13 protein-coding genes are annotated in these 16,831 nt (G+C 41.7%); 10 read left to right on the plus strand and 3 right to left on the minus strand.

The window, feature by feature from the left end:
- Positions 1–10: 10 nt before the first annotated feature.
- Positions 11–1,582, plus strand: coding sequence for a signal recognition particle protein (gene ffh / locus ADG81_RS05485; RefSeq protein ID WP_049551150.1), 1,572 nt, complete (start codon positions 11–13; stop codon positions 1,580–1,582).
- Between the two features lie 95 nt (positions 1,583–1,677).
- Here the strand turns inward: ffh and ADG81_RS05490 are convergent, their stop codons facing one another.
- Positions 1,678–2,961, minus strand: coding sequence for a uracil-xanthine permease family protein (locus ADG81_RS05490; protein WP_049551160.1), 1,284 nt, complete (start codon positions 2,959–2,961; stop codon positions 1,678–1,680).
- A 204-nt stretch (positions 2,962–3,165) separates the two neighbouring features.
- Positions 3,166–3,879 carry a 16S rRNA (guanine(527)-N(7))-methyltransferase RsmG gene (rsmG, locus tag ADG81_RS05495; protein ID WP_049551151.1) on the minus strand — a complete coding sequence of 238 codons (714 nt, stop codon included), beginning with the start codon at positions 3,877–3,879 and terminating at the stop codon, positions 3,166–3,168.
- 93 nt (positions 3,880–3,972) lie between these two features.
- Here rsmG and ADG81_RS05500 point away from each other — a divergent pair, with 93 nt between their 5' ends.
- Positions 3,973–4,533, plus strand: a complete 561-nt coding sequence (locus ADG81_RS05500; RefSeq protein ID WP_049551152.1) for a LemA family protein — start codon at positions 3,973–3,975, stop codon at positions 4,531–4,533.
- 1 nt (position 4,534) lies between these two features.
- Positions 4,535–5,434: a zinc metalloprotease HtpX gene (gene htpX / locus ADG81_RS05505; protein WP_049551153.1), complete on the plus strand. Its 900-nt coding sequence runs from the start codon at positions 4,535–4,537 to the stop codon at positions 5,432–5,434.
- Positions 5,435–5,479: 45 nt separating this feature from the next.
- Here the strand turns inward: htpX and ADG81_RS05510 are convergent, their stop codons facing one another.
- Positions 5,480–7,039 (minus strand): ATP-binding cassette domain-containing protein, encoded by a 1,560-nt coding sequence (locus tag ADG81_RS05510; RefSeq protein WP_049551154.1) that lies wholly within the window; start codon positions 7,037–7,039, stop codon positions 5,480–5,482.
- 709 nt (positions 7,040–7,748) lie between these two features.
- On the opposite strand from ADG81_RS05510, the gene ADG81_RS05515 reads away from it, so the two are divergent.
- The 7 genes from ADG81_RS05515 (at position 7,749) to ADG81_RS05545 (ending at position 16,652) form a co-directional block, all read left to right on the plus strand.
- Complete coding sequence (locus tag ADG81_RS05515) at positions 7,749–8,291, plus strand: YceD family protein (protein ID WP_049551155.1); 543 nt, start codon at positions 7,749–7,751, stop codon at positions 8,289–8,291.
- On the plus strand, positions 8,291–8,920 hold the full coding sequence (nth, locus tag ADG81_RS05520; protein WP_049551156.1) for an endonuclease III: 630 nt from the start codon (positions 8,291–8,293) through the stop codon (positions 8,918–8,920). Before ADG81_RS05515 ends, nth begins: the two co-directional genes overlap by 1 nt.
- Positions 8,921–9,130: 210 nt before the next feature.
- The gene (gene pyrR / locus ADG81_RS05525; RefSeq protein ID WP_033681983.1) at positions 9,131–9,652 is read left to right on the plus strand and encodes a bifunctional pyr operon transcriptional regulator/uracil phosphoribosyltransferase PyrR; all 522 of its coding nucleotides are present in this window, start codon (positions 9,131–9,133) and stop codon (positions 9,650–9,652) included.
- 18 nt (positions 9,653–9,670) lie between these two features.
- Positions 9,671–10,594 (plus strand): aspartate carbamoyltransferase catalytic subunit, encoded by a 924-nt coding sequence (locus ADG81_RS05530; protein WP_049551157.1) that lies wholly within the window; start codon positions 9,671–9,673, stop codon positions 10,592–10,594.
- Between the two features lie 49 nt (positions 10,595–10,643).
- Positions 10,644–11,723 (plus strand): carbamoyl phosphate synthase small subunit, encoded by a 1,080-nt coding sequence (locus ADG81_RS05535; RefSeq protein WP_049500415.1) that lies wholly within the window; start codon positions 10,644–10,646, stop codon positions 11,721–11,723.
- A gap of 200 nt (positions 11,724–11,923) precedes the next feature.
- Positions 11,924–15,100 carry a carbamoyl-phosphate synthase large subunit gene (gene carB, locus ADG81_RS05540; RefSeq protein ID WP_049551158.1) on the plus strand — a complete coding sequence of 1,059 codons (3,177 nt, stop codon included), beginning with the start codon at positions 11,924–11,926 and terminating at the stop codon, positions 15,098–15,100.
- Positions 15,101–15,317: 217 nt separating this feature from the next.
- Entirely contained in the window at positions 15,318–16,652 is a 1,335-nt protein-coding gene (locus tag ADG81_RS05545) for an Nramp family divalent metal transporter (RefSeq protein WP_049551159.1), read from the plus strand.
- Positions 16,653–16,831: the final 179 nt, after the last annotated feature.

A 16,831-nucleotide genomic window follows, 5' to 3' on the forward strand; every position in this document is an offset into this window, starting at 1 on the left:
AGGAAGAAAAATGGCATTTGAAAGTTTAACAGAACGTTTGCAGAACGTCTTTAAAAATCTACGTAAAAAAGGAAACATCTCTGAATCTGATGTCCAAGAGGCAACCAAAGAAATTCGCTTGGCCTTGCTTGAAGCCGATGTTGCCTTACCTGTTGTAAAGGACTTTATCAAGAAGGTTCGTGAACGTGCAGTCGGACATGAGGTCATTGATACCCTCAATCCTGCCCAACAAATTATTAAAATCGTTGATGAGGAACTGACTGCTGTTTTAGGTTCTGATACGGCAGAGATTATCAAGTCACCTAAGATTCCGACGATCATCATGATGGTCGGTTTGCAGGGGGCTGGTAAAACAACCTTTGCAGGTAAATTGGCCAACAAACTCAAGAAAGAAGAAAATGCTCGTCCTTTGATGATTGCGGCGGATATCTATCGTCCTGCTGCCATTGATCAGCTTAAGACCTTGGGACAACAGATTGATGTGCCTGTCTTCGCTCTTGGGACAGAGGTTCCAGCTGTGGAGATTGTTCGTCAAGGTTTGGAACAAGCCCAAGCCAATCATAATGACTATGTCTTGATTGATACGGCAGGTCGTTTGCAGATTGATGAGCTTCTCATGAATGAACTTCGTGACGTGAAAGCACTAGCTCAACCAAACGAAATTCTCCTCGTGGTTGATGCCATGATTGGTCAAGAAGCGGCCAATGTTGCGCGTGAGTTCAATGCTCAGTTAGAAGTGACTGGGGTTATCCTTACTAAGATTGATGGCGATACTCGTGGTGGTGCGGCTCTATCTGTTCGTCACATTACTGGAAAACCAATCAAGTTCACTGGTACGGGTGAAAAGATTACGGACATTGAAACCTTCCACCCAGACCGTATGTCTAGCCGTATCCTTGGCATGGGGGATATGCTCACTTTGATTGAGAAAGCTTCTCAAGAATACGATGAGCAAAAAGCCCTTGAAATGGCTGAGAAGATGCGTGAAAACACCTTTGATTTCAATGATTTCATCGATCAGTTGGATCAGGTGCAAAACATGGGACCAATGGAAGACTTGCTCAAGATGATTCCAGGGATGGCTAACAATCCAGCCCTTCAAAACATGAAAGTGGATGAGCGCCAGATTGCACGCAAACGTGCTATTGTGTCTTCCATGACACCTGAAGAACGTGAAAATCCAGATTTGTTAAATCCAAGCCGTCGCCGTCGTATCGCTTCAGGTTCTGGAAATACTTTTGTTGAGGTCAATAAATTCATCAAGGACTTTAACCAGGCTAAACAGCTCATGCAGGGTGTCATGTCTGGGGATATGAACAAGATGATGAAGCAGATGGGAATTAATCCAAACAACCTTCCTAAAAATATGCCAAATATGGGAGGAATGGATATGTCTGCCCTTGAAGGAATGATGGGACAAGGTGGAATGCCTGACTTGTCAGCTCTCGGAGGAGCAGGAATGCCAGATATGAGTCAGATGTTTGGTGGCGGACTCAAAGGTAAAATCGGTGAATTTGCCATGAAACAGTCTATGAAACGCATGGCTAATAAAATGAAGAAAGCGAAGAAGAAACGCAAGTAAGACAAAGGAAGGCCGCAGGGCTTTCCTTTTTTAGAAAGAAGAAAAATGAGCACTTCCGTAATTGGAAATGCTCGTTTTTTGATGTGTTTAGATTCTTAGTCTTTATTTTCGTATGGCAAGATCAAGTTCAAGATGATTCCTGTCATGGCTGATAGGGCAGTACCTGAAAGGGTAACTGGACCAAGTTTAAGGATAGCTCCTCCAAGTCCAAGGACCAACATAGCACTTGCGATGATTAAGTTACGCATTTGAGCAAAATCAACACGTTCTTTGATCAAAACTTTCAAACCGTTGCTGGCGATAACCCCATAGAGAAGGATTGACATACCACCAAGTACAGAATTTGGAATAGTTGAAATCAAGGCAGTGAATTTACCAAGGAAGCTAAGGGCAATAGCGATAAAGGCAGCGTTACGGATAACTGAAACAGAAGCGATACGAGTCATACCAATAACCCCTGTATTTTCTCCGTAAGTTGTATTGGCTGGTCCACCAAGGAAGGCAGAAACAGAGGTTGCGATACCGTCACCAAGAAGAGTACGGTGAAGACCTGGTTCTTTCAAGAATTGACGACCACAGATTTGACCCAAAACAGTATGGTCTCCGATATGTTCAGAAATTGTTACGATAGCGATTGGCAAGATAGCGATGGTTTCTGGACCAAAGTAAAGATTGTATTCTTTAAAGGCACCACCTGTGCTAAATGGCAAGTAGAAACCAGGGATTTCAAACCAGTTAGCTTTCAGAACTGGTGTAAAGTCAACCAAGCCAAGAGTTAGTGCGAAGAGGTAACCACCGATAATGGCAAAGAGGAATGGAATGATTCGTAGGAATCCTTTTCCTTTTGTATTGATAAAGGCAGCAATCAAGAAAGTAACAACTGCTACAAGAGCATTTTTCCAATTTCCATCAGCTACAAGACCAGCGTTGGTAACAGCTGAACCTGCAAGTCCAAGACCGATAACGATAATCATAGGTCCGATGATGATTGGTGGCAAGAGTTTATCAATCCATTTTGTGCCCGCAAAACGAACACCAGCAGCCACAAGGACATAGACCAAACCAGTCAAGATAACCCCTGTTTGAGCAGCAGATACATCACCACCCATTTCTTTCATAGCAAGAGACATTGCTGTGATAAAGGCAAATGAAGAACCTAGATAAACTGGAACTTTAAAACCAGTTGAAATCATGTAGATGAGTGTTCCTACACCTGAAGCAAACAGGGCAACAGATACAGGCATTCCCAAAATCAATGGTACCAAGATGGTCGCACCAAACATGGCGAAAACGTGTTGGAAGCTAAGGAGAATTCCTTTTCCAGTCGAAGGACGTTGGTCAACGTCTAGTAACAAATCAACAGTTGATTCTTGTTTCATATAAACCTCACTTTTGGGCATCAAAAAAGAGCCCATTATTTTACAGCAATAGGCCCTCAGAGTAAGACTTCTCTAAAATCTAGACTTTAAAGAGTTTCAAGTATTTCTGCGTCTTCGTCACCTCACGGGATGACATTAAAAACCTTTGCTTGTGATAGTATAGCAAAAATTGTAAACTTTGTAAATCATTTTTTAGTAAAAAATTTAAAGCGGGCGTTTATTTGGCATGCCAGCCTTACGTGGATATTTGTTTGGTGTTTCTTTTTTCTTTTCTACCACTGTGATGTAACGTGGATCTCCATTTGGGAGGGCGTAACTGAGATTATCTTCGACCTTACTAAAAAGGAGGTTGAGAGCATTCTTAGCTTCTAATAATTCCTCAGGCGCATTACTAGCCTTGAGTGCCAATAGTTTTCCGCCAACTTTGAGGTAAGGAATTGTCAATTCAGATAAAACCTGCATGCGGGCAACCGCACGAGCTGTTACAAAATCATATTGAGCACGGAAGTTTTTGTCTTGTGCAAAGTCTTCGGCACGTCCATGGTAGAAATGAACATTGTCCAAATCCAGCTCTTGAGCCAAAAGTTGGAGGAAGTTGATGCGCTTATTGAGTGAATCAATGATAGTAACATCTAACTGAGGATAGAGGATTTTCATTGGTAGACTAGGAAATCCCGCCCCAGCTCCAATATCAAGAAGTTTGATAGTTTCATTGGGAATCAAACCTTGCAGAATGGGTGCAATCGAATCGTAAAAATGTTTGAGATAAACTTCTTCCTTGTCCGTAATGGCTGTTAAATTAATCTTTTCATTCCACTCGACCAAGATCTCAAAATAACGTTCAAATTGTTTTTTTTGCTGGTCCGAAAGTGGAAGATTTTGCTCGGCAAGCAGGTTGTAAAATGTTTCTGGTTTCATAGTTATTTCCTTCTTTAGTATCATCTTATTTTACCACAATCATTAAAAATTTGATATACTGGTACTAATCTAAAAGCAGAAAGGACTTATATAATGATTTGGATTATTCTTGGAGTTTTAGCTCTTATTGTTATTTTTGTGATTGTTAGCTATAACGGTTTGGTTAAAAATCGTATGCAAACAAAGGAGGCTTGGAGTCAGATTGATGTTCAGTTGAAACGTCGAAATGACCTCTTGCCAAACTTGATTGAGACTGTAAAAGGTTATGCCAAATATGAAGGTTCTACCCTTGAAAAGGTGGCAGAACTGCGTAACCAAGTGGCGGCAGCGACTTCACCAGCAGAAGCTATGAAAGCTAGTGATGCCCTTACTCGCCAGGTTTCAGGTATCTTTGCAGTTGCAGAAAGCTATCCAGATTTGAAAGCCAGTGCCAACTTTGTTAAATTGCAAGAGGAGTTGACAAATACAGAAAATAAAATTTCTTACTCTCGTCAACTCTACAACAGTGTTGTCAGCAACTACAATGTAAAATTAGAAACTTTCCCAAGCAATATTATCGCTGGAATGTTTGGATTTAAAGCAGCAGATTTCCTTCAAACTCCAGAAGAGGAAAAAGCAGTTCCTAAAGTTGATTTTAGCGGTTTAGGTGACTAAGATGTTGTTTGATCAAATTGCAAGCAATAAACGAAGAACGTGGATTTTGTTGCTGGTATTTTTCCTACTCTTAGCTCTTGTTGGTTATGCGGTTGGTTACCTCTTTATGCGGTCTGGGTTTGGTGGTTTGGTTATCGCACTGATTATCGGCTTTATCTATGCCTTGTCCATGATTTTTCAATCGACAGAGATTGTCATGTCCATGAATGGAGCGCGTGAGGTGGATGAGCAAACGGCACCAGACCTCTACCATGTAGTGGAAGATATGGCTATGGTGGCCCAGATTCCTATGCCTCGTGTTTTCATCATTGATGATCCAGCCTTAAATGCCTTTGCGACAGGTTCTAACCCTCAAAACGCGGCGGTTGCTGCGACTTCAGGTCTCCTGGCTATCATGAATCGTGAAGAACTAGAAGCTGTTATGGGACATGAAGTCAGTCATATTCGTAATTACGATATCCGTATTTCGACTATTGCTGTTGCCCTTGCTAGTGCTATCACCATGCTTTCTAGTATGGCAGGTCGTATGATGTGGTGGGGTGGAGCAGGTCGCAGACGAAGTGATGATGACCGAGATGGAAATGGCCTAGAAATCATTATGCTCGTAGTTTCTCTACTAGCTATTGTGCTGGCACCTCTTGCTGCCACCTTGGTACAACTAGCTATTTCTCGTCAGAGGGAATTCCTAGCGGATGCTTCCAGTGTCGAGTTGACGCGCAATCCTCAAGGGATGATTAATGCTCTACGCAAGTTAGACAACAGTAAACCGATGAGTCATCCTGTCGATGATGCCAGCAGTGCACTATATATCAATGATCCCAAGAAAGGGGGAGGGTTCCAAAAACTCTTTTATACCCACCCACCGATCTCAGAACGGATTGAACGTTTGAAACATATGTAAAAAAGAATCCAGAGGTCGTCTCTGGATTTTTGCTATGTTGCAAATTTATAAATCTTCTAAATTAACTACTTCTAAACCGTGTTCTGTCAAGCGATAGATGGTCGAACAGACTTCTTTTAAGAAACGACGGTCATGCGAAACAGTGATGATACCACCTGGATATGTTGCAAAGAGTTTTCTTATTTCAGGTTGAGAAGTTGGAGAAAAGTTTCGTGTAGGTTCATCCAGCAGGAGAAAGTTTGGTTTGCGCAAGACTAAATCCAAAAGCAGGAGTTTTCCCTGTTGTCCGCCAGATAAGGAGCGAATTTGATGCTGCATTTCTGGATAACTAAAATTGAGACTTGCTAAGTGAGATTGGATTTTCTGTAGTTCCTCTTTTTCTCCAGTTTTGCTGAGGTAGGCTATTGGTGATAAATCCAATTGCAGTTTTTGCTGGTAATCTTGTGGCATAAAACCAAGGGAAATCTCTTTTTTATCATTAAGAAGTTGATGTAACTTGGCTAACAGAGTTGATTTACCAACACCATTTTGACCGATGATACCGATTTTTTCTTGCCTACGGACAGTTAGTTGTAGTTCCTGAGACAAAACTCGGTCGCCAATGGACAAACTTTCTTTTTCCAGCTGGATTAAGACTTTAGAAGCAGGTAATGGCTGTATGTCTGAGAAGAAAAGTTGAATGTGTTCTTCTTCAAGTGGTTTTTGGGTCATGGACTGAGCTGTCTTTTCAATGCGTTTTTCTTGAGAGAGAACATTTTTCATCTTTTTAGCTAATAGGCGCCCAGCAGTACTGTCTTTGGTAGCTCGAAGCGCAGTCTCTACATTTTGCTTGACTCGCCGATGTTTTTCCATGGTTTTATCGTAGGCTCTTTGCTCGTTAGCAGCTTGCTGGCTTTGTTTGATAAAATTAGCCTTTCTCTGGTCGCTATAGCGATCATAGTCTAAATGTTCTACTAGGGTTTCCGCTTCTTTACGGTGCTTGATCAGTCGCAGGTGGACAATAGTATCAGCCGTTTCAGAAAGAAAGTCTTCATCATGGGAAATGAAAATAACGGTTTGCCTCATCTTCTGTATCTGTCTTTTTAGCCAATCAACCGTCTCAAGGTCCAGGTCATTTGAAGGTTCATCTAAAAATAGAATCTCAAAGGGTTTGGCTAACTCATGGATGAGCTGAATTTTCAAAGCTTCGCCACCCGATAGGCTCCCGATATCTTGGTCACTAGCAAAGCGATTGCTATCAAAATGCAATTCCTCAGCTAAACGATAGAGGACACTGTAATCTAAATCAATAGTATCTAAAAAGAAGTAGTTGTGTAAAGTTTTCTTTTTCAGGTCCTCGGGGAGTTTTTGAGGAATGTAGGCTATTGATTGATAATCAGATTGAATGTCTCCCCTGATAGTGAAATCAGACAAAGTTTCCCCCATTAAAGTTTTAAGTAAGGTTGATTTTCCATTTCCTTCTTCGCCAATAATAGCGACCTTTTCCCCGTCTTGGATGGTCATGCTTAGGTCAGAGACAAGGTCTCGTAAATCTTTGTTTTGAGTGATGGTCAGGTGATTAATTTTTATCATATAATTGCCCTTTCTAGAATGTCCATAGTGCATAACAAAAAGCTCTACTTTATCTAGTAGAGCCCAAAGTCACTGTCAGAAACGCTATTATCCATGTTGAAAATCCTGTCAAACTAGGCTTGTCTACCCCTATCCAACCCAAGAGGAGCAGATGGTTAGCTTTCTAGTTTTTTGATTTTCAAAGAGGATAAAGTACCAGAAAATCTAGTACAAAAAGAGCACACAAAAAGAGACAAAAACAAGATCTACTAAATAAAGATTATTTATTTGATAGACTTAGTTGTTCATGTCTCCCTTACCTCCGAGTATTAGTACCTCTATCCTATACCTTTCAGGAACTTTTGTCAATAGAAAACTGGAAATTCTAGGTTTTATACTCAATGAAAATTAAAGAACAAACTAGGAAACTAGTCGCAGGCTGCTCAAAGCACAGCTTTGAGGTTGCAGATAGAACGGACGAAGTCAGTATCTCATACTAACGACAAGTCGACGTTGACGCGGTTTGAAGAGATTATCGAAGAGTATAACTCAGATAGGAGTTGGGTTGCATTAGTAATCAGTGCTTTGTCTTCCATGTGAGCCTCCTCCTTGCTCTGATGTATTCTTGCCGACAGTATAGCACTAAAAACAAAATTTTCATGGTAAATATGTCAAAAATTCAAATTTTAATTACAAAGTTTGGTGTGCTGGTTTGTGGCCTTTTCATGGTATAATCAAGAGAGTAAATCTTTATGGAGGAAGTATGAAATTAAATATTCAAGAAATTCGTAAGCAGTCTGAAGGCTTGCATTTTGAACAGACGTTAGACCTAGTTGCTGACCTGCGTTCACGCAATCAAGAAATTTTAGATGTAAAAGATATCCTTGCAGTTGGGAAAGTACAGTACGAAGACCGTATGTATTTCTTAGATTATCAACTATCTTATACCATTGTTCTTGCTTCAAGTCGCAGTATGGAGCCAGTTGAGCTAGTTGAATCTTATCCAGTAACGGAAGTTTTCATGGAAGGCGCAACTAACCAACTAGATCAGGAAGTTTTAGACGATGATTTGGTCTTGCCTATCGAAAATGGAGAACTTGACCTTGCTGAGAGCGTGTCAGACAATATCTTGCTAAACATTCCTATCAAGGTCTTGACAGCAGAAGAAGAGGCTGGTCAAGGATTTGTTTCTGGAAATGACTGGCAAATCATGACAGAGGAAGAATACCAAGCTCAACAAGCAGTTAAGAAAGAAGAAAACAGTCCTTTTGCTGACCTACAAGGACTATTTGATGGAGACGAGTAATGGTCTTATCAAAAAAACGAGCACGAAAAGTGCTAGAAGAAATCATTGCTCTTTTTCCAGATGCTAAGCCTAGTCTTGATTTTACCAATCATTTTGAACTCTTGGTTGCGGTCATGTTATCAGCTCAGACAACGGATGTAGCGGTAAATAAGGTCACACCAGGTCTCTTTGTTGCCTTTCCAACCCCACAAGCCATGTCTGTAGCGACAGAGAGTGAGATTGCCTCACATATTTCTCGCCTGGGACTGTATCGAAATAAGGCTAAATTCCTTAAAAAATGTGCCCAACAGTTACTAGACGATTTTGACGGTCAAGTGCCTCAGACTCGTGAAGAATTGGAGAGTTTGGCAGGTGTTGGTCGCAAGACAGCTAATGTTGTCATGAGTGTGGGGTTTGGAATTCCAGCTTTTGCAGTGGATACTCATGTAGAGCGTATATGTAAACACCACGATATCGTCAAAAAGTCAGCGACACCACTTGAGGTGGAAAAACGGGTCATGGATATCTTGCCACCGGAGCAGTGGCTAGCAGCCCATCAGGCCATGATTTATTTTGGACGAGCCATTTGTCATCCTAAAAATCCAGAGTGTGACCAGTACCCACAGTTATATGATTTTAGCAATTTATAAGATGGATCATCAAAAGTTTTTGCTTGATTTTAGGCCCGCTTTGTGCTATAGTAATTGATAATTAAATATTCCTTTAAACCTGTCCCGTGAGGCAGGCAAGGAGCGCGATAAAGTAGAAGGGTGAAGTCTATACTGTTTCCAGTAAGGCTCGCTTGGCTATACATTTCAAGTCTCCTTGTTTAAGGAGACTTTTCTTTTTGGAGGTTTGTCATGAAGACAAAAGAAGTTGTAGACGAATTAACCGTCAAACGAGCGATTACGCGTATTACTTATGAGATTATCGAGCGCAACAAAGATTTGAATAAAATCGTCTTGGCTGGTATTAAAACTCGTGGTGTCTTTATCGCCCACCGTATCCAAGAACGTTTGGAGCAACTAGAAAATCTTTCAGTTCCTGTTGTGGAATTGGACACCAAACCTTTCCGTGATGATGTTAAAAGCGGAGAAGATACTTCTTTGATTTCTGTTGATGTGACAGGCCGTGAAGTCATCTTGGTGGACGATGTACTTTATACAGGTCGTACTATTCGTGCTGCTATTGATAATATTGTAGGTCATGGTCGTCCTGCGCGCGTGAGTTTAGCAGTTCTAGTCGATCGTGGACATAGAGAATTGCCAATCCGTCCAGATTACGTTGGGAAAAATATCCCTACTAGTCGTTCTGAAGAAATCATCGTAGAGATGGCAGAACTTGATGGCCAAGACAGAGTTCTGATTACTGAAGAAGCTTAGAAAGCTAAAGGAGTAGCCATGTCAGAAAATCAACAAGCATTGAACCATGTTGTATCCATGGAAGACCTCACTGTTGATCAAGTGATGAAATTGATCAAGCGAGGAATTGAGTTTAAAAACGGAGCTCAGCTTCCTTATGAAGACCACCCGATTGTTTCCAATCTTTTCTTTGAGGATTCTACACGGACGCATAAGTCCTTTGAAGTGGCAGAAATTAAACTGGGATTGGAACGACTTGACTTTGATGTGAAAACTAGTTCGGTTAATAAGGGTGAGACACTTTATGATACCATTTTGACTTTGTCTGCTTTAGGAGTGGATGTCTGTGTGATTCGCCACCCAGAGGTTGACTACTACAGAGAGTTAATTGCTAGTCCCACGATTACGACTTCCATCATCAATGGTGGAGATGGTTCGGGACAACACCCTAGCCAGAGCTTGCTTGATTTGATGACTATTTATGAGGAATTTGGTCACTTTGAGGGTCTTAAGGTTGCTATTGCAGGCGACTTGGACCACTCACGCGTTGCCAAATCCAATATGCAGATTTTGAAACGCTTGGGAGCTGAACTTTACTTTGCTGGACCTGAGGAATGGAGAAGTCAAGAGTTTGCGGACTATGGACAGTTTGTAACCATTGATGAAATCATTGATCAGGTGGATGTCATGATGTTTCTCCGTGTGCAACATGAACGCCATGATAGTGGAGCTGTATTTTCAAAAGAAGACTACCATGCCCAACATGGCTTGACTCAAGAACGTTATGACCGTTTGAAAGAAACAGCAATCCTTATGCACCCAGCTCCAGTCAATCGTGATGTAGAAATCGCAGACCACTTGGTTGAAGCACCAAAATCACGGATTGTCCAACAAATGACCAATGGTGTCTTTGTTCGAATGGCAATCTTAGAATCCATACTGGCGAGTAGAAACGCCAACTAAAACACAAGACGTTAAAAGACGCCAGTGAGCGTCCACGAGAGGTGAAAATATGACAAAAAGACTTCTAGTATTAGAAGATGGCACAGTTTTTGAAGGCAAGGCCTTCGGAGCAGATATTGATGTAACAGGCGAAATCGTCTTTAATACAGGCATGACCGGCTACCAAGAATCCATTACAGACCAGTCTTATAATGGACAAATCTTGACCTTTACTTATCCTTTGGTGGGAAATTATGGAATCAACCGTGATGATTACGAATCTATTATTCCAACTTGTAAGGGAGTTGTTGTTTTCGAAGAGGCACGTAGAGCAAGTAACTGGCGCAACCAAATGACCTTGGATGAATTTTTGAAAGCCAAGAAAATTCCTGGTATTTCAGGGATTGATACGCGTGCTCTTACCAAGATCATCCGTAAGCATGGTACTATGCGTGCAACCTTGACCCATGTTGGGGACAGCATGGACCATGTGACGGATCAGCTCCAAGCGACAGTCTTGCCGACGGATAATATCAAGCAGGTTTCTACTAAAACATCCTATCCAGCTCCAGGAGTTGGTTTGAGCGTGGTTCTAGTGGACTTTGGTCTCAAGCACTCAATCCTACGTGAACTTTCTAAACGTAACTGTAACGTGACGGTTGTTCCTTATTCGACAACGGCTGAAGAAATTCTCCATCTCAATCCTGACGGAGTTATGTTGTCAAACGGTCCAGGTAACCCAGAAGATGTTCCACAGGCACTCGATATGATTCGAGGCGTGCAAGGAAAGATTCCAATCTTTGGTATTTGTATGGGGCACCAACTCTTTGCAATGGCAAACGGGGCAAAGACTTACAAGATGAAGTTTGGTCACCGTGGATTCAACCATGCGGTACGTGAAATTGCTACAGGACGTGTGGATTTTACAAGTCAAAACCATGGTTATGCAGTTAGCCGTGAGGATTTGCCAGAGCACTTGATCATTACCCATGAAGAAATCAATGACAAGTCAGTTGAAGGTGTACGTCACAGATACCAACCGGCTTTCTCTGTTCAATACCACCCAGATGCAGCCCCTGGTCCACACGATGCAAGTTACCTATTTGACGAGTTTATCGAGATGATGGAAGCTTTTAAACGATCAAACTAAGAACGAGTAAAACCTCGTCGGAGAATTTATTTAATGGCAACCTGAGAGTTGCCGAATAGAAAGGAGAAGATACATTGTTCGCGGAAGTGAACACGCCCTAAGAACTGTGTGAAAAAGATAAACATCGTCTTGACGCTGAAGGCATCTGCACCGAGTTTCCTATTTTCACTGTGTTCTTTACGGGCTTTGTATCATAAACTATGCCTAAACGTACTGATATTCAAAAAATTATGGTGATTGGTTCTGGTCCGATTATTATTGGTCAAGCTGCTGAGTTTGACTACGCTGGGACCCAGGCTTGCTTGTCTTTGAAAGAGGAAGGTTATGAGGTTGTTTTGGTTAACTCAAATCCTGCAACTATCATGACGGACAAGGAAATTGCTGATAAGGTTTATATTGAACCGATTACACTTGAGTTTGTGACACGAATTCTTCGCAAGGAACGTCCAGATGCCTTGCTACCAACACTCGGTGGTCAGACAGGTCTAAACATGGCCATGGAATTATCTAAAAATGGTATCCTTGATGAGCTTGGTGTTGAGCTTCTGGGTACTAAACTATCTGCCATCGACCAAGCGGAGGACCGTGACCTCTTTAAACAATTGATGGAAGAACTCAACCAACCCATTCCAGAATCTGAAATTGTCAACACAGTCGAAGAAGCTGTTGCCTTTGCAGCAACAATTGGCTACCCAGTCATCGTTCGTCCAGCCTTTACACTTGGTGGTACTGGTGGTGGAATGTGTGCTAATGAGGAAGAATTGCGTGAAATCGCTGAAAATGGATTGAAATTGTCACCTGTGACCCAATGTTTGATTGAACGTTCGATTGCAGGTTTCAAGGAAATCGAATACGAAGTGATGCGTGACTCAGCTGACAATGCTTTGGTTGTTTGTAACATGGAAAACTTTGACCCAGTTGGGATTCACACAGGGGATTCCATCGTATTTGCCCCTGCCCAAACCATGTCAGATTATGAAAACCAAATGCTACGTGATGCGAGTTTGAGCATCATTCGTGCCCTCAAGATTGAAGGTGGATGTAACGTTCAGCTAGCACTTGATCCCCACAGCTTTAAGTATTATGTTATTGAAGTAAATCCTCGTGTATCGCGTTCGTCAGCCCTTGCTTCTAAGGCGACAGGTTACCCGATTGCTAAGTTAGCTGCTAAGATTGCAGTAGGTTTGACCTTGGATGAGGTGATCAACCCGGTTACAGGTTCAACATATGCCATGTTTGAGCCAGCCCTTGACTATGTGGTGGCTAAGATTCCACGTTTCCCATTTGACAAGTTTGAAAAAGGGGAACGTCGTCTTGGTACCCAGATGAAGGCCACTGGAGAAGTTATGGCCATCGGTCGGAACATCGAGGAATCTCTCCTTAAGGCTTGTCGCTCTCTAGAAATTGGGGTGCACCACAATGAAATGCCTGAACTTGTAGCAGTTTCTGATGATGCTTTGATTGAAAAGGTTGTGAAAGCTCAAGATGACCGTCTTTTCTATGTATCTGAAGCAATTCGCCGTGGCTACACACCAGAAGAAATTGCTGAATTGACCAAGATTGATATTTTCTATCTGGATAAACTCTTGCATATCTTTGAAATTGAGCAAGAATTGGGTGCTCATCCACAAAATCTAGAAGTTTTGAAAACTGCCAAACTTAATGGATTTTCTGATCGTAAGATTGCTGAACTCTGGGAAACGACAGCTGACCAAGTTCGTCAACTTCGTTTGGAAAACAAGATTGTCCCAGTCTACAAGATGGTTGATACCTGTGCGGCAGAGTTTGACTCTGAAACTCCATATTTCTATTCAACCTATGGTTGGGAAAATGAATCTATCAAGTCTGATAAAGAATCCGTTCTAGTTCTGGGTTCTGGTCCAATCCGTATCGGTCAAGGGGTTGAGTTTGACTACGCCACTGTTCACTCTGTTAAGGCTATTCAGGCGGCTGGCTACGAAGCTATCATCATGAACTCAAACCCAGAGACCGTTTCTACAGATTTCTCTGTATCTGACAAGCTCTACTTTGAACCATTGACATTCGAAGATGTTATGAATGTTATCGACTTAGAGCAACCAAAAGGCGTTATCGTTCAGTTTGGTGGTCAAACAGCCATCAATCTTGCGGAGCCATTGGCAAAAGCAGGTGTGACCATCCTTGGTACACAGGTTGCTGACCTAGACCGTGCTGAAGACCGCGACCTCTTTGAGCAAGCTCTCAAAGACTTGGATATTCCACAGCCACCAGGACAAACGGCTACCAATGAAGAAGAAGCAGTTCTTGCAGCTCGCAAGATTGGCTTCCCAGTTCTTGTCCGCCCATCTTATGTACTTGGTGGACGTGCCATGGAAATCGTTGAAAACGAAGAAGACCTTCGTTCTTACATGCGAACTGCTGTTAAGGCTAGTCCAGACCACCCAGTTCTTGTCGATTCTTACATTGTTGGTCAGGAGTGCGAAGTTGATGCCATCTCAGACGGGGAAAATGTTCTCATCCCTGGTATCATGGAGCATATCGAACGTGCCGGTGTCCACTCAGGTGACTCAATGGCCGTTTACCCACCACAAACCTTGTCGCAAAAGGTGCAAGAAACAATCGCAGACTATACTAAACGCCTAGCAATCGGTCTTAACTGCCTTGGTATGATGAACATCCAGTTTGTCATCAAGGATGAAAAAGTCTACGTTATTGAGGTCAATCCGCGTGCTAGCCGTACGGTTCCTTTCCTTTCTAAAGTAACCAATATTCCTATGGCTCAGGTAGCAACCAAGCTTATTCTTGGTCAAAGTTTATCAGAACTTGGCTACCAAGATGGTCTTTACCCTGAAAGTACTCGAGTTCATATTAAAGCACCAGTATTCTCCTTCACGAAACTAGCTAAGGTAGACAGCTTGCTCGGTCCTGAAATGAAGTCAACAGGTGAAGTTATGGGTTCTGATACGACTTTGGAAAAAGCTCTCTATAAAGCCTTTGAAGCTTCTTACCTACACTTGCCAACCTTTGGTAACGTTGTATTTACTATCGCTGATGATGCGAAAGAAGAAGCCTTGGATTTGGCTCGTCGTTTCCAAAATATTGGCTATGGAATCCTCGCGACGGAAGGGACAGCTGCCTTCTTTGCCAGTCATGGATTGCAAGCCCAACCTGTTGGTAAGATTGGTGATGACGATAAAGATATCCCAAGTTTTGTTCGCAAAGGAAGAGTTCAAGCTATCATTAACACAGTTGGAACCAAACGAACTGCTGATGAAGATGGTGAGCAAATCCGCCGTTCAGCCATTGAACACGGGGTACCCCTCTTTACAGCATTAGATACAGCTAACGCCATGCTCAAAGTATTGGAAAGCCGTAGTTTTGTTACAGAAGCAATCTAGTTGAGAAAGAATTTTCACAGTTAAAAAGCCAGCGTCAGAAAACGCTGGCTTTTGCAATACTGGTGTTGCTTATTTCAGCTATCATGCTTTCCTTAAGAATCGTTCCAAAATGTGATATAATAAGAATAAATTGGAAATAGGCAAACTATTTTCATTTTATTTTCAAAAGCTTCATTAATAAACTAGGTAAAGACTTGATTAGAAAGTGAATATTCCTATGTCTTCTTATAAAAAGGTCTCCCTTTCTGAGATCAATCAATCTATTGAAACTCCCAATAACAATCATTTTTGGCAAAATCTAAAAGCATTTTTAGGGCCTGGAGCTCTTGTAGCAGTTGGTTATATGGATCCTGGAAACTGGATTACCAGTGTGGTTGGTGGTGCTTCCTACAAGTATAGTCTCTTATTTGTTATTTTGATTTCATCCATCATCGCCATGCAATTACAACAGATGGCTGGAAAGCTTGGTATCGTGACTAGGATGGATTTAGCGCAGGCAACAGCTCATCATGCTCCTAAGTGGCTCCGTTATAGTCTGTGGGTGATTGTAGAATTAGCTTTAATGGCGACAGACTTGGCTGAGGTTTTGGGTTCAGCGATTGCCTTGAATCTTTTGTTTAAAATACCGATTATGGTGGCTATCCTCCTAACTGTTTTAGATGTATTTCTTTTGCTTTTGTTGATGAAATTTGGCTTCAAGAAGATTGAAGCTATTGTTACAACCCTTATCTTAACCATATTAGGAATCTTTTCTTATCTGGTGGCTTTATCTAATCCAAGTATGCAGGGGATCTTTGGTGGTTATTTACCGACTTCAACTTTGTTTGAAAGTCCTTTGCCGGGACATGAGAGTCAACTGACTTTGGCTTTAGGGATTGTAGGAGCGACAGTCATGCCCCATAATCTCTATCTTCATTCATCCCTATCTCAAACAAGGAAAATCAACCATAAGGATAAAAAGGATGTTCGAAAAGCTGTGCGTTTTATGACCTGGGACTCAAATCTTCAGTTGTCCCTAGCCTTTGTTGTCAATTCCTTGCTTCTCATTTTAGGGGCATCGCTCTTTTTTGGTCATGCATCTGAAATTTCAGCATTCTCTCAAATGTACAATGCCTTACAGGATTCGACAATAGCAGGAGCAATAGCCAGCTCAACTCTGTCAACTTTATTTGCTCTGGCTCTCTTAGCAAGTGGCCAAAATTCTACTATCACAGGCACCTTGACAGGACAGATTGTCATGGAAGGTTTCTTGCATATGAAATTACCTCAGTGGATCATCCGTATCGGTACACGTATTTTTGCCTTGCTCCCTGTGATTATAGTTGCTGTTTTGTTTGGACATCAAGAAAAAACCTTGGATCAGTTGTTGGTCTATTCACAGGTCTTTCTTTCCATCGCTCTTCCGTTTTCAATCTTCCCCTTAATCTATCTGACCTCTAAGAAGTCAGTGATGGGAGAATTTACCAATGCCAAGTGGAATACAATCCTTGGCTACGTAGTTTCAATCATCTTGACTATTCTCAATATCAAGCTGCTTTTCGATATTTTTTAAACTTTTTTGAGATTATTATATAAAATTTTTCCCTGCCTGCTAGTATGAGTTTTTTGATTGTAAAGACTTTTTCCTAGACTATTCGTAGTAATATCATAAAGTCAGCTAATAAGAAATGAAGGGCAGTAATACTCTTCGAAAATCAAATTCAAACCACGTCAGCGTCGCCTTACCGTACT

This window comes from Streptococcus pseudopneumoniae (assembly GCF_001070815.1).
GTDB lineage: Bacteria > Bacillota > Bacilli > Lactobacillales > Streptococcaceae > Streptococcus > Streptococcus pseudopneumoniae_P.